The sequence below is a fragment of the Capnocytophaga sp. oral taxon 332 str. F0381 genome (assembly GCF_000318275.2).
GTDB lineage: Bacteria > Bacteroidota > Bacteroidia > Flavobacteriales > Flavobacteriaceae > Capnocytophaga > Capnocytophaga bilenii.
In genome coordinates this window covers 1-20,777 of the sequence record NZ_KB291269.1, presented here as the reverse complement: position 1 = coordinate 20,777, position 20,777 = coordinate 1, and the positions used below count along the sequence as shown (strand labels likewise).

The following is a 20,777-nucleotide window of genomic DNA, read 5'->3' as shown; positions in this document are numbered from 1 at the left end:
AAAAAGCAAATAGTTCATATCAATTATAATTTTTGGACACCTGCGAAGAATTTTTCTTTGTAGGTGTTTTTTTATACATAAAAATTTGATTGTTTCAAAAAATAATTGTACTTTTGTACCTAAGTTTAGAAACTAACTCAGCAATGGATTCTAAGATTAATACTATAGGGCTTACAATTTGGGGCTATAAACAGGGGTGCAAAGTATTGGCTTCGCAGGGCGTTAATTTTCAGGCTCAGGAAGTAAGAGACCGTCTAAAAGATATAAGTGCTTTTATACGTATTCATACACCACGTGTGGATTTTTATACTTTGCAATTTACTCAAAATTACAAGATATATACACAATATCGTTCGTCTAAAGAGGTGAATGGGCAGAGTGGTGTGTTTATAGCTATTTCATTGTACATACCTCATTTTTTACAATGGCGGGGGGTGCGCTTAGTGCTCAACTTGTTAATGGATATGTACTTTGCTGAGCATATTGATTACCAAACAAATATGCCTCAGCTAAACGTAAAAGAAGATATATATCCTTATTTTAATTTGCTGAGGAGTTATGAGCGGCAGCTGATAGATGATCCTGAAGCAAGGTCGTGTGTATTGCAATTACCTTATTCGCCTAAGGTATTTACTTATAGAGACCTTTATGAAGTGGATAAGTACTTTAATATGCCCTATCAGCCTGAGTTTAGTGACGTTCAAGATGTGGTGTTTTTGCGCAAGGAATTTGTAGATGACCCTCGTGCTTATAGTATTGATTTTCTTTTTCCTGAATATACTCTACAGCAACAGGATACAACAGCTAAACCTTCGGCGACAACAAAATCTACTACTGAAGTGTCTCGTTTTTCATTGGGAGATGCTAATTTGAAAATATTAGCATTTATGAAAAATGGTAAAGATGTGAGTTTTACCTATAAAAATGAGGCTTTTTCTGAAGATGATATGATTGAGTTGTTGTTGGAAAAGTCGCGTTATCAGGAGATGTTTTCTTTTCACGATACACTGAAAAAAGGGGTTAAAAAGGGTGTTTTTAAGAAAACACAAGATGGTTATGCTTTAGATAATATTACGTTTGCAGATAAGACATTTAAGGTGTATGTGCAAGCAACACAAAAGGAGTATGCGAAATACGTTTCCTTTTTGTCATTAGAAAGTAATAATTTTAAGGTAAAGACAAATAGTGATAGCAAAGGATATTACTTTTTGCTGAAAGGTGAGGAGGCTCATAATATTTTTAGTTTGAACTATAATGGTATTGTTTTTAAGAGTAACTATATGGTGGACGATCGTGAGCCACTAATGGTTGGCTTTGAGAAATATCATTTTACAATAGTTTCTAAGAAAAAGGCTACAATTACGCTTAAAATTAATAGTATATTGTTTAGTAATACACTGCATAGTGATGCACCTATTGATATAGTATTGCCTGAGCACTTATATCATTTTGAGTTTGAAAATCAGGAAACAAAGCGGGTAATCAATATATCAAAAAGTGGGGAGATAAACTTTGATGTTGCGGCTAAGAATTTTAACCCTCAAATGATAGCATCTCAAAGTCCTACAAATGATAATAAGCAATTATCGGTAATAGATGAGAGTTTGGAAGATGATGAGGTAGTGGCTCCTAAATCTCGTTTTTTATGGCTTAAAATAGCATCTATTATTGTATTTGTACTATTACTGATAGGGGTAGGGTATTGGTTTATACTTCCAATGCTGAAAGACCCTGTAAAGGCTTATGTGATGTTTTCATCGGATAGTAAGATTAAAAATATCAGTTTCTTAACAAAAATAGATGAGCGTACTTATGAAATTGATGATGTGTATATACGCTTAAAGAAGAGTTTCCCTATAGCAGAGACAAAGTTGGTACTTGATTTTGATGAGGAAGGAAAGGATACTTTGGTACTTAGCCAAACGCAGCTGAGTAACTTGGCGCAGATGGTAGCGAATGATACTAAAGATACACTTAAAATAGAGGTGCTTTCGCCTGCGCGGTATTTTCTTTTCAATGTAAGTCAATGGAAAGAAACGCACGCAGACCCTAAAGGGACTTTGTTCTTGGCTGAAGCGAGAAAGCGCAATTTTATCACAGAGGGGTTACGATCTGAGTATGAGAAAGCTGTATGGGATAATTTCTTGAAAAATTTTGATTATTCGGCATATAATAGTGAGCAAGTGGATAGTATATTGAGTCCGTACTTAAAAGGAGGTGGTGATGAATTATTAGGCTATCAGAATGATTTGCAGCAAATTATAGAACAGACTAAAGCACGTGAAGAGGGTGGAGGTGATACAACACAAGAGGGTACTGTAGCGACTGAAGCGGTACAACAGCCAACAACCCCTAAAGCTATGGCGAGTACTACACCAAGAAATAGTGAGACGCAAAGGAAAGCAAGTGTGCCTACAATTCCTAATGAACTACCTGCAGCTGTACCTATACCTGCTAAAGAAAACAGGGCTTCATCACCTCTTGATGAACCTCGTGAATCAAAAACTATTACAAGGCGTATTAGAAATACTCCTAAACCTGTAGCTTCAAATCCTACCCTTACTAATGAGGTGGTTACAGACTTGAAGCGATTTAATTTGCTAGGCTGTTCAGAAGAGGTAGTAAATAGAGTAAAGGCAAATATTAAGAAGCTGGACAGTAAGGATTGGAGCTTGGTACAATATGAACTAAACCAAGAACGTAAAGAAATAGAAGAGCGCATAAACCAATATAGTATATTTTTTACAGCACTAAAGAATGGCACTTCTATAGATAATATAAAGACTTCGAGTTTTGGAGGTCAATCAAACCTTATTAATTACTTAAAAAAGAATAATAATTATAATTTGGTGAAAGGGAAAGCTAATTTGAAGACATTTGCAAACATTCGCCAAGCTATTATAGATACAGGTGTAGATCCTAAAACTATACAATAGAATATTAACTAAATTATGATGTATATGATAGAAGCTTTTAATAACCTTGATGTACTCCTTAAGGGGTTTTGGATGGTAGCAATACCAGTTACGATTGTTTTTATTATCCAAATGGTACTTACTTTTATGGGAAGCGATGCTTCAGATGGTACTTCAGCCGACTTTGATGGTGATTTTGACGGAGGGGATACCCCATTTCAGTTGTTCTCATTTCGCAACTTAATGAATTTTCTGTTGGGATTTAGCTGGACGGGGATATCTTTCTATAAAATTATTACTAATCCAATAGTACTAATTATAACGGCAATATTAGTAGGTGCGCTTTTTATTTATTTGTTTTTTCTTATAATCAGGGCTCTGATGCGTCTTTCGGAAGATAATACTTTTAAACTAAAAGAAGCTATAGGCAAAGCTGCCGAAGTGTATGTACCTATACCTTCACGAAGGAAAGGTACAGGAAAAGTAATGCTTAGTGTGCGTGGGGCTATACACGAATTGGATGCTATGACTGATGAAGAAGCTATCCCTACAAGTATAAAGGTGAAAGTAACAGCTATAGAAGATAATATTTTGTTTGTAGAGCGCTTATAAAGAGCTGATTTGTTTTGCAGCTTGCTCTAAGTTCTTGGATAATCCAAATAAGTAATTAAACTGTTCCCAATAGAATTGTGTTTCACGCATTGATATGGGAGCAGTTTTTTCTTTATTGGCATTAGTTGTGATTTCTTTTACAGATGCGCTAAGATGGTCGATAGCTGTTTTGTAATGATTGCTAATAGTAGTGTCTTTTTTTGAGAGTAGTAACAAAGAATGTTGCTGTAACTGTATAAGATTATCAATAGCCTCATTGAAAACAGCTTTAGGAAAAGTAATACGTTTGCTATTTAGCCGAATACCTAAAGAAGCAACTGTAGCCAAAAACGATTGCTGGATAACAATAATACCATATACAGCAGGATTTTTGTATTGCATAAAGTTAGGCTCTTGTAACATTCGTTGGAATGTAGTATTGAGGTTAGAAAGAGCCAAAACAGCTTCTTTACGCGATACTTTGTAAGCAGTAGTAATACCTTCTTCAGTATTGAAAATTTCTTTCACTTCTATTAAATACCCAATATTAGCTTCTATTGATTTGGTTATAGCCTCTTTATAGCTATTGTGTTCCCAAGTAGGTAAGAGTAGATAATTAGATGAAAATGATAGAACTACTCCTATGACTGTATCAAGTAATCTATCGTAAATAAGAGTATAAATATCAGGATTGATGAGTGCAAAAATAAAAATAGCTGTAATGGTAATGAATACAGAGGCATACATATAATTTTCCTGTATGAGTCCGAAGGCAATAGGCATACATATAATAGCAATATAAAGGTACAAGCTGGGGTAGGGGAGGAGATAAATAGCTGCAAATGATACCACCCCGCCTATAATAGTACCATAAGCCCTATTGAGCGAGCGTTCTTTAGTAATCCCAAAACCTGGGCGCATAATGATGAAGATAGTAAGAATAATCCAATAAGCATTATTCAAAGGAAATATAATACCGATGAGATACCCTATAATAACTACAACAGAAAGCCGTAAAGCATGCCTAAAAAAGGTAGATTTTAGCGAAATATGGTCTTTAAGTCTTCGCCACGAATAGTTTTGATAGCTTACAAACTTCCTATATGTACTTTCATCACGTACTCCTGCTTCCTTATTGTAATAATTTTCAAATATCAACTGGATATTTTTTATAGAATTGTATTGGCATTCTATGTAAATATAGAAGTTACGCAACATCAGTAAGCGTTCTTTATCTGCAGCGGTAGCTACCGCTTTTTTTAAGGCTTCATTCTCTTGTTGTGCTTGTTGGAGCAGTGTTTCTAACTGATTATTTAGCGTGATAGGTTTGCGCGAACCTATATATTCTGACATTTGCTGTAATTGCTTGGCTAACTCCTTCAGAAATGAAGCATATATATTTAGATACTCCTTATGTTCAGCAAATTCTTTTTCTACTTTTTCGTATTGCACAGGATTAGCTAAAGCCAATTCAAAAATATCTACCAATTCAATAAACATCAAGAATTGTCGTTGTAAGTAATCTGTTTTTCCTGTTTTGCTACGTGAGTCGAGCACTTCATCGCGTAGTTTTTCATAGTTTTCGTTTAGGTTGGTTTGCAGATTAATAAGTTTGCTAAGTCCTTGAGTACGATCTGTTGCTGTAAGCAAATCAGCACGAGTGGCAAAAAATTGAGAGGTGAGCGCAAAGCACTTCCCTAATAACTGCTCGCTATACAAGCGCGGACGTATTTTCAGCATCAGGTAGGCAAGTAAGCTATACCATACACTTCCTAAGAGTATATAACTACAATATAAAGCTATATTCCACCCTGTTTGCAAATGTGCCAAAGTAGAAGCAATCCCAAAGAGTCCCGCAAACGACACCATTGTAGCTCGCTGTCCATAGAGTGAGATGTAAGCATTAAAAAATGTAAGAACAAACATTGTAGGCAATAGCAAATACGGGTAAGGCTCTGTAAGATTTACCATAGCACTACTGAACATACACAGCAGAGTAGCTATCAGCAGCCCGCCGTATAAATGCCTTCTATTACCAGGAATATCGCTAGGAGAAATAGCCACAACACTCAAGGCTATAGGCACTCCAATATCCAAGCGGTCACACCAATTGCCAATACCAAGAGGCACTAATACGGCAATAGTTTTGATGCAACCTTTGAAGAATGAAAAACTTTTAAAGAAAGAAATAATATTGTTTCGCATTTTTTGTGTATATTCGCCGCAAAATTACAAAACTAATTGCAAATGACAATCCCTACAACCCAAATATTAAAAGAAGGCAAAATACTATTATACCCCACCGATACAGTATGGGGCTTAGGCTGTGATGCTACCAATCCCGATGCTGTAGCCCGAATATACCAAATCAAGCAGCGTAGTGAGAGCAAAAGCCTTATAGTCTTGGTGAGCAACCTTAGTATGTTGCAAGAATATGTAGCTACTATTCCTGTTAGCGCCTTGGCCTATCTTCAAGTGCCACATCACCCCACAACCATTATTTATCCACAAGCACAGAAGTTAGCACCTAATGCCATTGCAGCCGATGGTTCTGTAGCCATTCGCATTGTGCAAGATAATTTCTGCCAGCAGCTTATCAATGATTTTGGCAAACCCATCATTTCCACTTCTGCCAACATCAGCGGAGCACCCACCCCTAAATATTACAAGCAAATAAGTCCCGAAATTATCGCCCAATGTGATTATATAGTGCCTTATAAGCAAGAGGATACCACTATAAAAAAGCCCTCGCGCCTTATCAGTTTTGATGCCAGCGGAGAGCTTATTATTCTACGTGATTAAAAATTATCGTCTTTCTAAAAGTACTACATTTTCCACGTGGTACGTTTGCGGAAACATATCCACAGGCTGTACCTTGGTAACTTTATATAGTTCGTCCATAAGTGCAAGGTCTCGCGCTTGGGTAGCACTATTACAGCTCACATACACAATTTTTTCAGGAGCTATTTGCAGTATTTGGGCTACAACATCTTTATGCATACCATCACGAGGAGGGTCGGTAATGATTACATCAGGAGTTCCATTGGCAGCTATAAAGTCATCATTGAATACATTCTTCATATCTCCCACATAAAAAGTAACATTACTTATACCATTAGCAAGAGCATTTGCTTTCGCATCGGCAATAGCTTCAGGAACAGCTTCTACTCCTACTACTTTCTTAGCCTTTTTAGCTACAAACTGAGCAATAGTTCCCGTACCTGTATAGAGGTCATATACAAGCTCATCACCTTTTAAGTCAGCAAAATTACGAGCCACTTCATAAAGTTTGTAAGCCTGTTTAGAGTTAGTTTGGTAAAATGACTTTGCATTGATTTTAAAACGCAGCCCCTCCATTTCTTCGTAAATACAATCTTTCCCCTTGTAGCATATCAGCTCTTGGTCGTAAATAGCATCATTACCTTTGCTATTGATACAATATTGCAGCGAAGTTATTTGAGGGAATGTATCCGCAATATGTTGCAATAGCAACTCTCTTTTTTCTTTGTCTTCTTTGTAAAACTGAATCACGAGCATTATTTCATCAGTACTCGTTATTCGTATCATCATTGAGCGCAAGAACCCCATTTGCTGTCTGGGGCTGTAGAATGCCATATTATGTACCAATGCAAACCGCTTAATTTCCTGTCTTATAGCATTAGAAGGATCAGCTTGTAGGTGGCATTCATCAATGTCCAATACCTTATCCCAAGCTCCTGATATGTGAAAACCCAAACCATTCCGATTTTCTATCTCGTCAGCATTTTTTATTTCTTCAGGCGTAAGCCAACGCATATCCGAAAAAGAAAATTCCATCTTATTTCGGTAGTAATAGATATCGTCTGAACCTATTATAGGCATCAATTCAGGTATCTCAATCCGTCCCAAGCGCACAAGATTGTTCTCCACCTCTTTTTGCTTGTAATACAGCTGACTTTCGTAGCTCATATTCTGCCATTTGCATCCCCCACAATAGCCAAAGTGTTTACATATAGGCGCAACACGTTGTTTTGATAGTTGGTGATATTTAATAGCCTGCCCCTCGTAATAAGCCGATTTCTTTTTAGTAGTTTGTACATCTACCACATCACCAGGAACTGCATTGCTTATAAATATAACTCGCCCATCAGGCGCTTTGGCTACACTTTTGCCTTTAGCTCCCGCATCTATTACGGTTACATTTTCTATGATTATATTCTTGTTCTTTTTCATTCGGGTGCAAAGATACGAATAAATTATGAATTATTTTGTACTTTTGTGCCAACTAATGTTTGGTAATGGAAAAATACGAAAAATACAACGCTATAGTGCTTTCAAGTGCAAAATATAGTGATAATAGCCTCATTGTAAGATGTTTTACCCCTGCTTATGGCACTTGTAGCTATTTGCTTAAAGGTGTATTATCGCCTAAGAAGAAGTTTCTAAAGGCAGCTCTTTTTCAGCCTTTTACACAGTTAGAATTAGTTGCTACTCACAAGGACACTCAGCAATTAGGCTATATAAAAGAAGCTAAAATAGTCCACCCTTATCATTCGCTGCATACCGATATTTACAAAAGCACTATTTGTATTTTTCTTGCCGAAATCTGTACGATAGTATGTCCCGCAGGTACACCCGATGCTCCCCTTTTCAACTTTTTAGCAAAGCAACTGCAGCTTTTTGACCAATCACCTTTCAATCCTCATTTTACCCTCAAATTCCTTACCCAGCTCACCAATCTTCTCGGTTTTTACCCCGATACTTCTCAAACGCATTTGCCTTTTTTCAATATAGAAGAAGGTGTTTTTGCTACTACTGAAACCTTACATTGCATTTCAGGGAGACCCCTCATCTTGTTCAAAGATATTTTAACTACTGATACCAATTTTTTAGCTACCCTCAGCAGCACTCGCGAAGAGCGCAATGCTTTGTTACATCAGCTGTTGAAATATTACCAATGGCACTATCCCAACTTTAAGAAAATAAAGTCGTTAGAAGTATTACAAACCCTATTTCAATAAGGAAGAGGCTGTCCAAAAAGTCTAAACTAAACTTTTAAGGACAGCCCCTTTTTATTATATTTAGCAATCGTTACAACTTATTGTTTTTTACCCTGATTAGCTACGCTGTTAATTGCTGCAGCAATAGCCTCCTGATCACCCAAATAGTAATGTTTAATAGGTTTCAAATCAGCATCAAGCTCATAAACTAATGGCACTCCTGTAGGAATATTTAGTTTCAAAATATCAGCCTCACTCATACTGTCTAAATATTGTACCAATGAGCGCAAGCTATTACCGTGAGCTGCAATAATCACACTTTTGCCAGCTTTTATGTCAGGAGCAATCTCACTGAACCAAAGTGGCAACATACGGTCGTAGCAATCCTTGAGGCTTTCACCTGCTGTTTTTTCTTCGTCAGTTAAGTTGTTGTAACGGCGGTCGTGTGAAGGGTGGCGTTCGTCACTCTTTTCCAACAATGGAGGTTGCACATCGTATGAGCGTCTCCACAAAAGTACTTGGTCTTCACCGTATTTTGCAGCCGTTTCAGCCTTATTAAGCCCTTGTAAAGCACCATAACTCTTTTCGTTAAGTCTCCAGCTTTTGTGAGTAGGTACCCAAAGGTCACCCATAGTTTCCAAGGCGTTGTTTAGCGTTTTAATAGCGCGTTTCAGTACCGAAGTGTAGGCAACATCAAATTTGAACCCCTCTTCTTTCATTACACGTCCTGCTTCGCGTGCCTCTTGCACACCTTGTTCTGTTAAATCTACATCTTGCCATCCAGTGAATAGATTCAATTTGTTCCATTCACTTTGTCCGTGGCGTAAAAGTACTACTTTATACATAATATGTTCTGTTTTATTATTCTTTTTTATCACCGCCGCCTAAGCCTTTCAAAAAGTTGCCCAACTGTTTTTTAGCCTCTTTTTTAGCTTCCTCTTTGGCTTTTTCTTTAAGGTCTTCTTTCACCTTAGTAATTGTACTATCTTTGTTCTTCTTCAGCCCATCCACTACGTTGATAACATCAGCCGCTGTGCCCGAATTTGTTTTAGAAGCAATCGCATCTTTCAAGGCATCTGTACCTTTGTTTGCAAGGTTATTTATTTGATTTTTAGCTATCTGTGTTGCCAAATCTTTTACTACTGTCTTAATGTCTGTCTTTACTTCAGGCTTATTAAAAGTACCACCTACAGTAGCCACTACAGGTAAATTTGTGATTTTCTTTTGGTTTTCAGGTGTTAGCTTTGCCAATAAATTTTCAGCCTCTTTGCCCAACATTTGTGGGGGCACATTGAAAGTTAGATTGTAGTTCATTACTTGGTCAAACCCATGCATACCAGCCACTTCCACTGCTACATCTTTGTATTTTATAGTAAAAGGTTTAATTTTTACTTTACCATCTTCAAAATCCAATCCCGCTTTCACATTGTTCAGATTGAAATTAGCAAGATTCAACCCCGTAAATTGTTCGTTTAAAGACGAGAGTAGAGGAGAGGCTTTTGTATCAATTTTTGAATCTGCAAGCGAACCAAACAAATTACCCGAAATACTATTCAAATCAGGAGTAAGGTCATTATTCAATTTACCTTTTACGTTAATAATTGTATTGATTTTCCCTTGTAATACTTTTGCTATAGGAGCAATCTTTTCAAGCATTGATATCTTCGAGAAAGCCTCAACAATGTTTAGTTTATTAAGGTTCAAATTTACGTCAAAAGTAGGTACATCACCTTTGGTAGATACCCCCCCAGCAATACCTATATTACCGTCAAAAACATCTGTTTTTAGGTGTTCCAAAGTAACCTTTTCATCTTTAATGATAAGTTTTCCCGAAATATTACTCAAGTTCAAATTGTCGTAAAGCACCGTTTTAGCCTTTGCATTCAGCGTACAGTCTAAAAAAGCAGGCACTTTTATAGCCGAAGCCGTATTGTTATTAGTTGCAGCTGTAGTTTTTGTTTCCTCTTTTTTCTCTTCCTTAGCAGGTGTAGTGTTTTCAGTAGTAGGTTGCATAAAGTCACTCACTGCCAGTTTGTTAGATAACATATTGAAGTTACCTTTCAGCGTTTCTTTCTTGAATAAGAAACCGTAAAGGTTATCTATAGTACCGTCAAGGTGCAAATCACTATCCCCAGTATGAGCGTCAAATGTAGAGAGACCTATGTGCGAAGGGTTAAACTTCAGTTGCAAGTTCTCTATATGAAAAGGCTTTACAAATTCCTCACCTGCATACATAAATTTTGCTAACGACAAATCACCTTGTGCTTTTATATTCTGATAGTTATTCGTCTCTACCGATTTCATATCCAATTGCAAAGCCAAATCAGCCTTCAGTTTTCCCTCAAATTTTTTGTCTAAAGCAATAGGGTATGCTTGCGATAAGTTTGCCAAGTTAATAGACCCTTTAGCAGCCAAATCTACATACGGATTAGCAATCACATTGCTCACTTTAGCACGTGCCGAAAACTGGTCTTCATCAATAGTCATCGCAAACTTGTTCAAGTTCACTTTCGTATCGTTCATTATCCCTGTAGCGTTATCCACTTTTAAGTCTATACTAATGTTGCGCACAGTTTTAGGTAGCATAGGGTATTTTACCGAAGCATTATCAGCATACATTTCTATCCCAAAAGTAGGTATTTTATCCCCTACCATATCCCCTTTAGCAAAACCTTTCAGAGTGAGGTCACCCGTAGTTTTTACCCCCTCAAGGCTTTTGGTGTATTCTTCAGGAATAAGAGCTAAAAAGTTTTGGAAAGTATTTGTAGGCGTACTAAAAGTCAAGTCATAACGTTGTCCATCGTCCAATAGCTGTATAAACCCATTAAACACCAAATCCAGCTGATTGATAGTAGCCTTATTTTCTTTAAAAGTATATTTTTGCTCTTTGAGGTCAATTCCTAAAAGAGCTTGTAAAGTAATAGGAATACGTTTCATAAAAGTACTCTTACCCATAGCAAAAGTAACATTAGCCTTTGTTTGAGTGTCCAAGTCAAGTACCTCTTGAGCAAAATTTCCTTTTCCGCTGTGGTAAATATCGTCAATTTCCATAAAAATATCCCCCTCCTTATCTTCCATTCTGAAAGTAAATTTCAGATTTTCAACATTATATGATTGAATATCCAGTTTTATAGGAGTAGATTCTTCTTCAGGAGTTTCCGATGGAATAGTAATATCAAAGTTACCTTTCCCCTCTTGGTTCATATGCACGTACACCGAAGCATCTTTCACATTAGCTCCCAATAAGTTATAGTTACCACTAATAAGGTCGCTTATACTCAAGCTCACATCTAAATGTTTAGCAGCAAAAAGAGTATCCCCTACAAAAGGTTCTTTGTTCGCAAGTACAAAATCCGAGAGTGTAACCTGTGCCTTAGGAAAATTCTTAAACAAGCTAATATCCACATCTTGAAGTGAAATAGTAGCTTTAAGGTTTTCATTAGCAATAGCAATCACTTTTTCTTTGATAGTATCCTTGAAGAAGTAAGGTATAGCCACCATTAGAGCGATGAGTAGCAGTAGGGTTATCCCTCCCCATTTTAGTATTTTTTTTACTATTTTCATTGATTTTTTCAATTAAATTTTGTTGCTGCAAAGATACTAAATATTTTAAAAACAACAATAATTTTTTCAAAAAACTTTTATGCGCCAATTCAAAATTCAAAATTCTTCTCAGCGAAGGATAAGCGAAGGATAAGCGAAGGTTGAGCGAAGGATAAAAGCCTGTGCGGCTCGCACCGAAGGAAAGTCGGCGAGCTGGCGCAGCCGAGTATGTGACGAAGGATAAATTGAACAAAAAAATCCTTACCAAAATTTGCAAATCAAAAAAAATATTAATACCTTTGTGCGCAATTAAAGAAACATTAAAAAACATTAAACATTATTTCTATGGACGCATTTACTTCACCCATTGGGTTGGTTGTGATTCTCGCAATCGTCATTTTTGTAACTATTTCGTCTTTAGTGGCTCGATACAAACGTTGCCCTTCCGACAAAATCCTTGTTATTTATGGTAAAACAGGAGGCTCTTCTGCAAAATGTATTCACGGAGGAGGCGCTTTCGTATGGCCTGTAATTCAAGACTTTGCTTACTTAGACCTCCGTCCTCTTTCTATCGAAGCAAACCTTACCAATGCCCTTAGCCGCCAAAATATTCGCGTAGACGTGCCTTGCCGTTTTACTATAGCAATCTCTACCGAACCCGAAAATATGAACGCTGCTGCCGAGCGACTTTTAGGTATTTCTCCCGAACAAATTCAAGAGCTCGCCAAAGATATCCTCTTCGGACAGTTGCGTTTGGTTATCGCTACAATGACCATCGAAGAAATCAACTCCGACCGCGATAAATTTCTCGATAATATCTCCAAAAACGTTGATAGCGAACTCAAAAAAATCGGTCTTAAACTCATCAACGTAAACGTTACCGACATCAAAGACGAATCTGGTTATATCGAAGCTCTTGGTAAAGAAGCAGCTGCTAAAGCTATCAACGAAGCTAAAATTAGCGTAGCTGAACAAGAAAAAATAGGAGAAACAGGTAAAGCCCTCGCCGACCGTGAGAAAGATACCCAAATAGCCGAAACACATCGTGATAGAGATGTAAAAATCGCTATTACACAAAAAGATAAAGAAATTAGCATAGCCGAAGCCAAAAAAGATGAAACAGTAGGGATTGCCGAGGCTAAAAAATTTGAATCTATAGGTAAAGCTGAAGCCGACCGCGATAGCCGTATCAAAATATCTGAAGCCAATGCAGTAGCTATCAAAGGGGAAAACGAAGCTAAAATCGCTATTGCCAACTCCGAAGCCTTACGCCGTGAAAAAGAAGCTGAATCATTGCGTATTGCTATCTCTGCCGAAAAAGTACAACAAGCTAAAGCCCTTGAAGAAGCTTATTCAGCTGAACAAAAAGCCGAATCAGCTCGTTCTGATCGTGAGCGTGCTACCCAAGTAGCTAATATTATCGTCCCTGCCGAAATCAACAAGCAACGCGCCATTATCGAAGCGCAAGCCGAAGCCGAACGCCTACGCGAAAAAGCTAAAGGGGAAGCAGATGCTATCTATGCTAAAATGGAAGCCGAAGCAAAGGGTCTCTTCCAAATCCTTACCAAGCAAGCTGAAGGGTATAAAGATGTGGTGGGTGCTGCTGGTGGCGACCCTACCAAAGCCTTCCAATTGCTATTGATTGAAAAACTACCCGAATTGGTTAAAACCCAAGTGGAAGCTGTTAAGAATATTAAGATTGACAAAATCACTGTTTGGGATTCTGGTAAAGGCGAAGACGGTAACAATTCTACTGCTAATTTTGTATCTGGTATGATGAAAACTGTACCACCACTCAATGATTTATTCAATATGGCAGGACTTAACCTTCCTACCTATCTTGCTAATAATAAAACACAAGAAAATAAACCGGAAATACAAGATACAGAAGAAACAAATACAAAATAAAAATACAACGGCACCAGAGGGTGTCCGAAAAGTTTTAAAAGCACGATTACGCCACACACTTTGGCAAACTTTCAGAGTTTGCCAAAGTTAATTACTCTGATAATCAATCACTTTTATTCACATTTGTAGGGGCGATTGGCAAATCGCCCTCACGAAACCAAACTTTTCGGACAGGCTCTTTATAGATAATCACTTATTGTAGGGGTAAATTCTTTTTTCCTCTAATTATACTATAAAAATTATAAAAAAATATATAATGAAACATCTTATAACATCATTCCTACTAATATTTACACCCCTTATTTGGGCTCAAAAAGCTCAAATTACCAATGCCAAACTCAATGCTGTAACCGTTTATTTCAGCTCTGCCGAATTGGCTCATAGCCTTAGTGCCAACCTCAATAAAGGTACTAACGAAATTGTCATTAAAAACATAGCGAATAACATCGATGAGAATACTATCCGTATTTTGGCTCCTAAAAGTGTAACAGTCCTCTCAGCACAATTTACTACCGATACCTATACCGATAAAGACAATTCACACCCAAAAAGCAAACAAATTAAAGATAGTATAGAGCTACTTACTTTGCAAATTGATAAACTTTCCAATCAAATAGCTGCCGAAAAGCAAATAGTGGAGTTAATTAAAGAAAATAAAAAGGTTTTAGGCAATGGTACAGCCTTAAATATAGCTGAATATACTAAGTTTATCAACTATTCTAAAGAAGAAATGCTAGCTTCACTTGATAAAGCTGATGCTTACACCGAAAAACAAAATAAATTACGTACACTTCGGTATGAATTAGAACAACATCTCAAAGGCGATGTAAGCAAAGAAAAAACACTCTCTAAAGGTAAAATTGTACTGCAAGTAATGAGCGATACACCTCAAAAAGCCGACTTTTCTCTCAGTTATGTTACGCCTCTTGCAGGTTGGTTCCCTTTTTACGAGCTCCGTGCCAATGATATCAATAGCCCCCTAAGTTTGCTTTACAAAGGTGAAATTTACCAAACTACAGGAGTAGATTGGAAAAATATCAAACTGACTCTTTCTAGTGGAAACCCTAATGTACGCAATGAAATTACCTTGCTTAAAGCTTGGTTCTTGCGCTTTGGCAATCGCTATAGTGCAGAAACTATGGAAATCAACGCCTACCGCCGTTCCAATACTTTTGCAGCAGCCGAAATGAGAGTAGCAGATGTAAAAGATGTAGCAAAAGAAGAAATGGTAGAAGCTACAATGAATGACTATACCGATGTGAGTGAAAATCAACTCAATACTTCTTTTGAAATCACTACCCCCTATGATATCCTTTCTAATGGTAGAGAATATAGTGTGGCACTCAAAGAGCTCAAAATTAAAGCCAAATACGAGTACTACTCTGCACCTCGTGTAGATAATGGAGTTTATCTTGTAGCCTCAATTGATGATTATTCGCAATACAACCTGCTCAATGGCGAAGCAAATATTATCTTTGAAGATATGTATGTAGGTAAAACAATGATTTCGCCCAATCAAACTACCGAAAGTATGCAACTTACTATGGGCAACGATAAGAAAATAAGCATAAAACGCGAAAAAATAGCCGATAAATCTGAAACTAAATTCATTTCAAGCTATAAAGAGCAGACTTTTACCTATGAAATCACTATAAAGAACAATAAAAAGGAAACTATCAACCTAAAATTAAAAGATCAATACCCTATTAGTACCAATGAAAAAATACAAGTAGAACTATTGGAAGATTCAAAAGCTGAAGTGAATACCGAAACAGGTATCCTTACTTGGAATACAACTCTCAAAGCAGGTGAAAGTAAAAAATACCGACTTAGCTATAAGGTGAAATACCCTAAGAGCGAAGTAATAGAGAACCTTTAAGTAAAAATTTGATAATTGAAATAAAAAATATAATTTTGCCGCAGATTTAAAAAAATAGTAACTATGGCATTGCATAATGATTTGGGAAAAGAAGGAGAACAAGATGCTGTAAATTTTTTAGTTGAAAACGGACATACTATCTTGGAACAAAACTTTAGGTATGGGCACGCTGAAATTGATATTATCTCACAAAAAGGTAATATAATACATATTGTAGAAGTGAAAACAAGAACTTCTAGTGCTTATGGCGAACCAGAAAGTTTTGTAAATCAGCAGAAAATAGACCTTATAGTAAAGGCGGCTAATAATTATATATTACGCAAAAACCTTGATGTAGAGGTACAGTTTGACATTGTCTCTATTGTAAAAAATAGTGTGGAGTTTTCAATCAACTATATAGAGGACGCTTTTTATCCTTTTTAAGATTTAAAAACTCAATTTTAGGTACTAATATAAAATGAAAACAATCGCTTCGGCTGTAGAAAATTACATCAAAAAAAAGCCCTTTTTGCAAACTTCACTCTCGCAGGGGATCATAAACCTCACTGCGCTAGCACGTATTATTCAAGAGGATATACAGCGCAATCACTTTGCACGTGAGGTGAAAACAGGGGCTATTGTAATGGCTCTGAAGCGATTGGCTGTTGATATGGAGTTCCGCGATACCCATCGCTTTGTAAAGATTCTGAAAAATATTGATAACCCTATAGTACGCACTGAACTGACGGATTATACTTTTTCAGCTTCGCAAACACTAATGAACTGTCAAGCAGAATTGTTACAGCTATTGCAGGAAAATGCAGGTGCATACTACGCTTGGACAAAAGGGGTAGAGGAAACCAGCCTTATTGTAAGCAGCGATATAGAAAACTTGGTAGAAAAAGTTTTTAAAAATGAACAATGCTTGCATAAGTTTACTAATTTAACAGCTATAAGTGTACGTCTCCCTATGGAAGATACTATGGTATCAGGAATTTATTACTTTATTTTTCAGCGCTTAGCGTGGGAAGGCGTTAGGCTTAATGAGGTGATTTCAACTACTAATGAATTTACATTCATCATTCCCGAAGAACAAGAAAAGGTAGCTTTTAATGTGATTAAAAATTTAAAATTATTAAAATAAAAATGGTAAGAGTACGATTTGCTCCAAGTCCAACTGGGGCATTGCATATTGGTGGTGTGCGCACTGCTTTGTTTAATTATCTGTTTGCTAAAAAACACAAGGGTGAATTCTTGTTGCGAATTGAAGATACCGACCAAAACAGATATGTAGAAGGTGCTGAGGAATATATTATCAACTCGCTAAATTGGTTGGGGTTAACTTATGATGAGGGGGTAGGCAAAGGAGGCAAACACGCTCCCTACAGACAAAGTGAGCGAAAACCGCTTTACCGTCAGTATGCTGAACAACTCATTGCCAATGGTTGGGCTTATTATGCTTTTGATACTGCCGAAGAACTTGATATACTAAGGAAAGCAGCTGAAGCTAAAGGCGAAACTTTTATTTATAATTGGGCTACAAGGGCTACTTTGAAAAACTCTTTGGTTTTGCCTTCTGATGAAGTACAACGCTACTTGGCTGCAGGCAATGAATATGTAGTTCGCTTTAAAATGCCTGATAATGAGGTGTTAAAAATGAACGATATGATTAGGGGCGAGGTGGTTATCAATACCAATACTCTTGATGATAAGGTGCTTTTCAAAAGTGATGGAATGCCTACTTACCACTTGGCAAATATTGTAGATGACCACTTAATGGAAATTACACACGTTATCAGGGGGGAAGAATGGTTGCCCTCAATGCCTTTGCACCTATTGTTATACCGTGCTTTTGGTTGGGAAGCTCCTCAATTTGCACATCTTCCGCTTATCTTGAAACCTGTAGGTAATGGCAAGCTGAGCAAGCGTGATGGTATTAAATTAGGATTCCCTGTTTTTCCAATGGATTGGACTGAAAACGGAGAAACACTCAAAGGATTTAGCGGAGAAGGGTATTTTCCTGAAGCTCTTATTAACTTTTTAGCACTTTTAGGCTGGAACCCAGGTAATGACCAAGAAATATTCTCAATCAGCGAACTTATTGCTTTATTCGACTTGGAAAAAGTTCATAAAGCAGGAGCGCGTTTTGACCCTGAAAAAATAAAATGGTTTAATCATCAATATCTACAACAAAAAGGAAATGATGAGCTGGCAGTACTTTTTGGTGAGCTTTTAAAGAATAGAGGAATAGAGGTAGCAACCTCTACACTACAGAAAATAGTAGGCTTATTAAAAGAACGTGCTACTTTTGTGAATGATTTTTGGGAGTTAGGTAAATTCTTCTTTGAAGCACCTACACAGTATGACGAGAAGGCAATGAAGAAGCAGTGGAAAGAACAATCACCACTAATTGTTGAAGAAGTGGCAGCATTGCTTAGAAATGCAACCGACTTTGAAGCTCGTGGCTTGGAAGGGATTGTAAAACAGTATATTGCGGATAAGAAATTGGGCTTAGGACAAGTGATGCCCGTGTTGCGATTGGCTTTGGTAGGAGAATTGAAAGGTCCTGATATTTTTGATATTATGGAAGTAATAGGAAAAGAGGAAACAGTGAACCGATTGTTTAGAATTTTAGGGTAGAAAATATTTTTTTCAAATTTGATGTAATTTTTTTGATTTTTATTTGGATATTAAAAAATAATTCGTAACTTTGCGCCCGAAATAAAGAAGAAAGATGATTTTATATATTTTAAATACAACGGCTATGATGATGTGTTGCATGCTTGATAAAAGCAGTGCGGCATCAGTTGTTGTTGAAAATATAGCATAGTTATAGATATTTTTTGAATTAATACAACGGACACCTCACTGCTTTAGTAGTGAGGTGTTTAGTTTTTTAGCTTATATGAATTTACGAAAATCATTTATTACGACTCTTTACGAGGAAAGTAAAACAATAAAACATCATATTGGGAAACAGCGTATCACTACTTTTATTGAGTCGCTTTTTGAGTATTTATTTTTGATTGATGAACGTTCGTGTCGCTCAAAAGCAAGCTTAGAAGTACGATATGACGAATTATGCTGTGATTTTGTAAATATAGTGAGTGATTTTGTAGGTGAAGAGCACTCTAAAGAGGAAATAGAAGGTTATTACAATAGTATCTTACCTGATATTTATGAGCAACTCAAAGGAGATGCTATCTTTTATATAGATAGCGACCCTGCAGCCACCTCAGTACGTGAGGTACAAGTTACTTACCCAGGCTTCTTTGCTATAATGGTGTATCGGATTGCTCATCAGTTATGGTTGCGAAAAGTACCGTTGCTACCGCGTATTCTATCAGAGTTGGCACATAGCAGAACTGGGATTGATATTCACCCTGCGGCAGTAATAGGTAATCCTTTTATGATAGATCACGGTACAGGAATTGTGATTGGCGAAACGACTGTAATTGGCAATTACGTGAAGGTATATCAGGGGGTTACATTAGGTGCATTGTCGGTATCAGTAGATAAGGCTCATACAAAACGACACCCTACCATTGAAGATAATGTAGTGATTTACTCAGGAGCAACCATCTTAGGAGGAGATACTGTGATAGGACACGATAGTGTGATTGGTGGAAATGTGTGGCTAACTAATAGTATTGAACCCTTTACAAAAGTTTTTCACAAAAGTCAGATAATAGTGAAAGATAATGAAGTGTATGAAGAGCCTATAAACTTTGTAATTTAAGGAGTTTAGGCGTTAAGGATTTAGATTGTATAACTGCTAAGCACTAAATATAATAAAATAGTAACAAATAAATAATTATAATAATGGCGTACAAAAATGTTTTAGAGATCATTGGGAATACTCCCGAAGTAAAGATCAACAGATTGTTTGGCGAAAATGCCAACGTGTTTATTAAATTGGAGCGTTTGAACCCTGGGGGGAGCATCAAAGATCGTATTGCACTTGCAATGGTGGAAGATGCAGAGGCTAAAGGTATCTTGAACAAAGATAGCGTAATAGTAGAGCCAACTTCAGGTAATACAGGAGTAGGCTTGGCTTTGGTAGCTGCCGTAAAAGGATATAAATTGATAGTAGTAATGCCTGAATCAATGAGCATTGAACGCCGCAAATTGGTGGCTGCATATGGTGCTGAAGTAGTGCTTACTCCTAAAGAGAAAGGAACAGGAGGTGCTGTAGCTAAGGCATTGGAAATTGCAGAAGGCAAACCTAATTATTGGGTGCCTCAACAATTCCAAAATCCTGCAAACCCTGCAGTACACGAACGCACCACAGCTCAGGAGATTTTAAAATCTTTTCCTGAAGGATTTGACTATTTTGTAACAGGAGTAGGTACTGGTGGTCATATTTCAGGGGTATCTAAGGTGCTAAAACAACACTTCCCCAACTTGAAAACTATAGCCGTAGAACCCGACCAATCTGCTGTATTAAGCGGTGGCAAACCAGGTCCACACGCTTTGCAAGGATTAGGTACAGGCTTTATTCCTGATAACTACGATGCTTCGGTAGTAGATGAGGTGCTTCCTATTTCAAAAGAAGAAGCTTACGAGTTTGCACGCCGTTTGGCTAAAGAAGAAGGTATTTTGGCAGGTATCTCTACAGGAGCTGCTTTGGCTGCTGTAAGTAAGGTATTAGAAAAAAATCCTAAAGCTCGTATTCTGACTATAAATTACGATACAGGAGAGAGATATTGGTCTGTAGAAGGACTTTATTAATGATATATGACAATTAGAAATTAAATATTAGCGATTAGAAAAAAGCAGTTAGGAATACATCTTGACTGCTTTTTTGTATTTTTATAATCCTCATATCTCTCCAATTATTCTATTTTTCTACCAAAGTGCCTCATAAATCTAAAAAATCTTTTATATATTAATTACTGATTTTCAATCATTTAAAAATAATGAGTAAAAAAACTTGAAAAAAAAGTGGTAAAAAATTTGGAGAATTAAAAAAACGCCGTACCT

At 36.9% G+C, this 20,777-nt stretch carries 15 protein-coding genes; 11 read left to right on the top strand and 4 right to left on the bottom strand.

Going from position 1 to position 20,777, the window contains the following annotated elements; genetic code table 11:
* Nucleotides 1–143 precede the first annotated feature (143 nt).
* Together HMPREF9075_RS02205 and HMPREF9075_RS02200 are read left to right on the top strand one after the other, a co-directional pair.
* On the top strand, nt 144–2,936 hold the full coding sequence (locus HMPREF9075_RS02205; RefSeq protein WP_009414865.1) for a hypothetical protein: 2,793 nt from the start codon (nt 144–146) through the stop codon (nt 2,934–2,936).
* Between the two features lie 24 nt (nt 2,937–2,960).
* Complete coding sequence (locus HMPREF9075_RS02200) at nt 2,961–3,527, top strand: NfeD family protein (protein WP_034556556.1); 567 nt, start codon at nt 2,961–2,963, stop codon at nt 3,525–3,527.
* Here HMPREF9075_RS02200 and HMPREF9075_RS02195 read toward each other — a convergent pair.
* Nucleotides 3,522–5,711 (bottom strand): FUSC family membrane protein, encoded by a 2,190-nt coding sequence (locus tag HMPREF9075_RS02195; RefSeq protein WP_009414863.1) that lies wholly within the window; start codon nt 5,709–5,711, stop codon nt 3,522–3,524. The two genes, HMPREF9075_RS02200 and HMPREF9075_RS02195, sit on opposite strands and share 6 nt — an antisense overlap.
* Nucleotides 5,712–5,753: 42 nt before the next feature.
* On the opposite strand from HMPREF9075_RS02195, the gene HMPREF9075_RS02190 reads away from it, so the two are divergent.
* On the top strand, nt 5,754–6,308 hold the full coding sequence (locus HMPREF9075_RS02190) for an L-threonylcarbamoyladenylate synthase (protein WP_009414862.1): 555 nt from the start codon (nt 5,754–5,756) through the stop codon (nt 6,306–6,308).
* A gap of 3 nt (nt 6,309–6,311) precedes the next feature.
* Here HMPREF9075_RS02190 and rlmD read toward each other — a convergent pair whose 3' ends face one another.
* A complete protein-coding gene (gene rlmD, locus HMPREF9075_RS02185) occupies nt 6,312–7,718 on the bottom strand; it encodes a 23S rRNA (uracil(1939)-C(5))-methyltransferase RlmD (protein ID WP_009414861.1) in 1,407 nt (468 codons plus the stop codon).
* A gap of 65 nt (nt 7,719–7,783) precedes the next feature.
* Here rlmD and recO point away from each other — a divergent pair, with 65 nt between their 5' ends.
* Nucleotides 7,784–8,506 (top strand): DNA repair protein RecO, encoded by a 723-nt coding sequence (gene recO / locus HMPREF9075_RS02180; RefSeq protein ID WP_009414860.1) that lies wholly within the window; start codon nt 7,784–7,786, stop codon nt 8,504–8,506.
* Between the two features lie 77 nt (nt 8,507–8,583).
* Here recO and gpmA read toward each other — a convergent pair whose 3' ends face one another.
* Nucleotides 8,584–9,330: a 2,3-diphosphoglycerate-dependent phosphoglycerate mutase gene (gpmA, locus tag HMPREF9075_RS02175; protein WP_034556555.1), complete on the bottom strand. Its 747-nt coding sequence runs from the start codon at nt 9,328–9,330 to the stop codon at nt 8,584–8,586.
* 16 nt (nt 9,331–9,346) lie between these two features.
* Nucleotides 9,347–12,049 carry an AsmA family protein gene (locus HMPREF9075_RS02170; RefSeq protein WP_009414858.1) on the bottom strand — a complete coding sequence of 901 codons (2,703 nt, stop codon included), beginning with the start codon at nt 12,047–12,049 and terminating at the stop codon, nt 9,347–9,349.
* Between the two features lie 324 nt (nt 12,050–12,373).
* On the opposite strand from HMPREF9075_RS02170, the gene HMPREF9075_RS02165 reads away from it, so the two are divergent.
* From HMPREF9075_RS02165 to cysK, 7 genes are all read left to right on the top strand, one after another.
* The gene (locus tag HMPREF9075_RS02165) at nt 12,374–13,936 is read left to right on the top strand and encodes a flotillin family protein (protein WP_009414857.1); all 1,563 of its coding nucleotides are present in this window, start codon (nt 12,374–12,376) and stop codon (nt 13,934–13,936) included.
* Between the two features lie 256 nt (nt 13,937–14,192).
* Complete coding sequence (locus HMPREF9075_RS02160; protein ID WP_009414856.1) at nt 14,193–15,815, top strand: DUF4139 domain-containing protein; 1,623 nt, start codon at nt 14,193–14,195, stop codon at nt 15,813–15,815.
* 63 nt (nt 15,816–15,878) lie between these two features.
* Entirely contained in the window at nt 15,879–16,238 is a 360-nt protein-coding gene (locus tag HMPREF9075_RS02155) for a YraN family protein (RefSeq protein WP_009414855.1), read from the top strand.
* A 34-nt stretch (nt 16,239–16,272) separates the two neighbouring features.
* Entirely contained in the window at nt 16,273–16,938 is a 666-nt protein-coding gene (locus tag HMPREF9075_RS02150; RefSeq protein ID WP_009414854.1) for a hypothetical protein, read from the top strand.
* A 2-nt stretch (nt 16,939–16,940) separates the two neighbouring features.
* Nucleotides 16,941–18,434, top strand: a complete 1,494-nt coding sequence (gene gltX / locus HMPREF9075_RS02145; RefSeq protein WP_009414853.1) for a glutamate--tRNA ligase — start codon at nt 16,941–16,943, stop codon at nt 18,432–18,434.
* 265 nt (nt 18,435–18,699) lie between these two features.
* Nucleotides 18,700–19,533: a serine O-acetyltransferase gene (locus tag HMPREF9075_RS02140; RefSeq protein ID WP_009414852.1), complete on the top strand. Its 834-nt coding sequence runs from the start codon at nt 18,700–18,702 to the stop codon at nt 19,531–19,533.
* Nucleotides 19,534–19,616: 83 nt separating this feature from the next.
* Entirely contained in the window at nt 19,617–20,525 is a 909-nt protein-coding gene (gene cysK / locus HMPREF9075_RS02135) for a cysteine synthase A (RefSeq protein ID WP_009414851.1), read from the top strand.
* The last annotated feature ends 252 nt before the right edge of the window (nt 20,526–20,777 follow it).

What these genes read in the sequence shown, in the direction of transcription:
- HMPREF9075_RS02205 (WP_009414865.1), top strand. Translation starts at nt 144, where the DNA reads ATGGATTCTAAGATTAATACTATAGGGCTTACAATTTGGGGCTATAAA.
- HMPREF9075_RS02200 (WP_034556556.1), top strand. Translation starts at nt 2,961, where the DNA reads ATGATAGAAGCTTTTAATAACCTTGATGTACTCCTTAAGGGGTTTTGG.
- HMPREF9075_RS02195 (WP_009414863.1), bottom strand. Translation starts at nt 5,711, where the DNA reads ATGCGAAACAATATTATTTCTTTCTTTAAAAGTTTTTCATTCTTCAAA.
- HMPREF9075_RS02190 (WP_009414862.1), top strand. Translation starts at nt 5,754, where the DNA reads ATGACAATCCCTACAACCCAAATATTAAAAGAAGGCAAAATACTATTA.
- rlmD (WP_009414861.1), bottom strand. Translation starts at nt 7,718, where the DNA reads ATGAAAAAGAACAAGAATATAATCATAGAAAATGTAACCGTAATAGAT.
- recO (WP_009414860.1), top strand. Translation starts at nt 7,784, where the DNA reads ATGGAAAAATACGAAAAATACAACGCTATAGTGCTTTCAAGTGCAAAA.
- gpmA (WP_034556555.1), bottom strand. Translation starts at nt 9,330, where the DNA reads ATGTATAAAGTAGTACTTTTACGCCACGGACAAAGTGAATGGAACAAA.
- HMPREF9075_RS02170 (WP_009414858.1), bottom strand. Translation starts at nt 12,049, where the DNA reads ATGAAAATAGTAAAAAAAATACTAAAATGGGGAGGGATAACCCTACTG.
- HMPREF9075_RS02165 (WP_009414857.1), top strand. Translation starts at nt 12,374, where the DNA reads ATGGACGCATTTACTTCACCCATTGGGTTGGTTGTGATTCTCGCAATC.
- HMPREF9075_RS02160 (WP_009414856.1), top strand. Translation starts at nt 14,193, where the DNA reads ATGAAACATCTTATAACATCATTCCTACTAATATTTACACCCCTTATT.
- HMPREF9075_RS02155 (WP_009414855.1), top strand. Translation starts at nt 15,879, where the DNA reads ATGGCATTGCATAATGATTTGGGAAAAGAAGGAGAACAAGATGCTGTA.
- HMPREF9075_RS02150 (WP_009414854.1), top strand. Translation starts at nt 16,273, where the DNA reads ATGAAAACAATCGCTTCGGCTGTAGAAAATTACATCAAAAAAAAGCCC.
- gltX (WP_009414853.1), top strand. Translation starts at nt 16,941, where the DNA reads ATGGTAAGAGTACGATTTGCTCCAAGTCCAACTGGGGCATTGCATATT.
- HMPREF9075_RS02140 (WP_009414852.1), top strand. Translation starts at nt 18,700, where the DNA reads ATGAATTTACGAAAATCATTTATTACGACTCTTTACGAGGAAAGTAAA.
- cysK (WP_009414851.1), top strand. Translation starts at nt 19,617, where the DNA reads ATGGCGTACAAAAATGTTTTAGAGATCATTGGGAATACTCCCGAAGTA.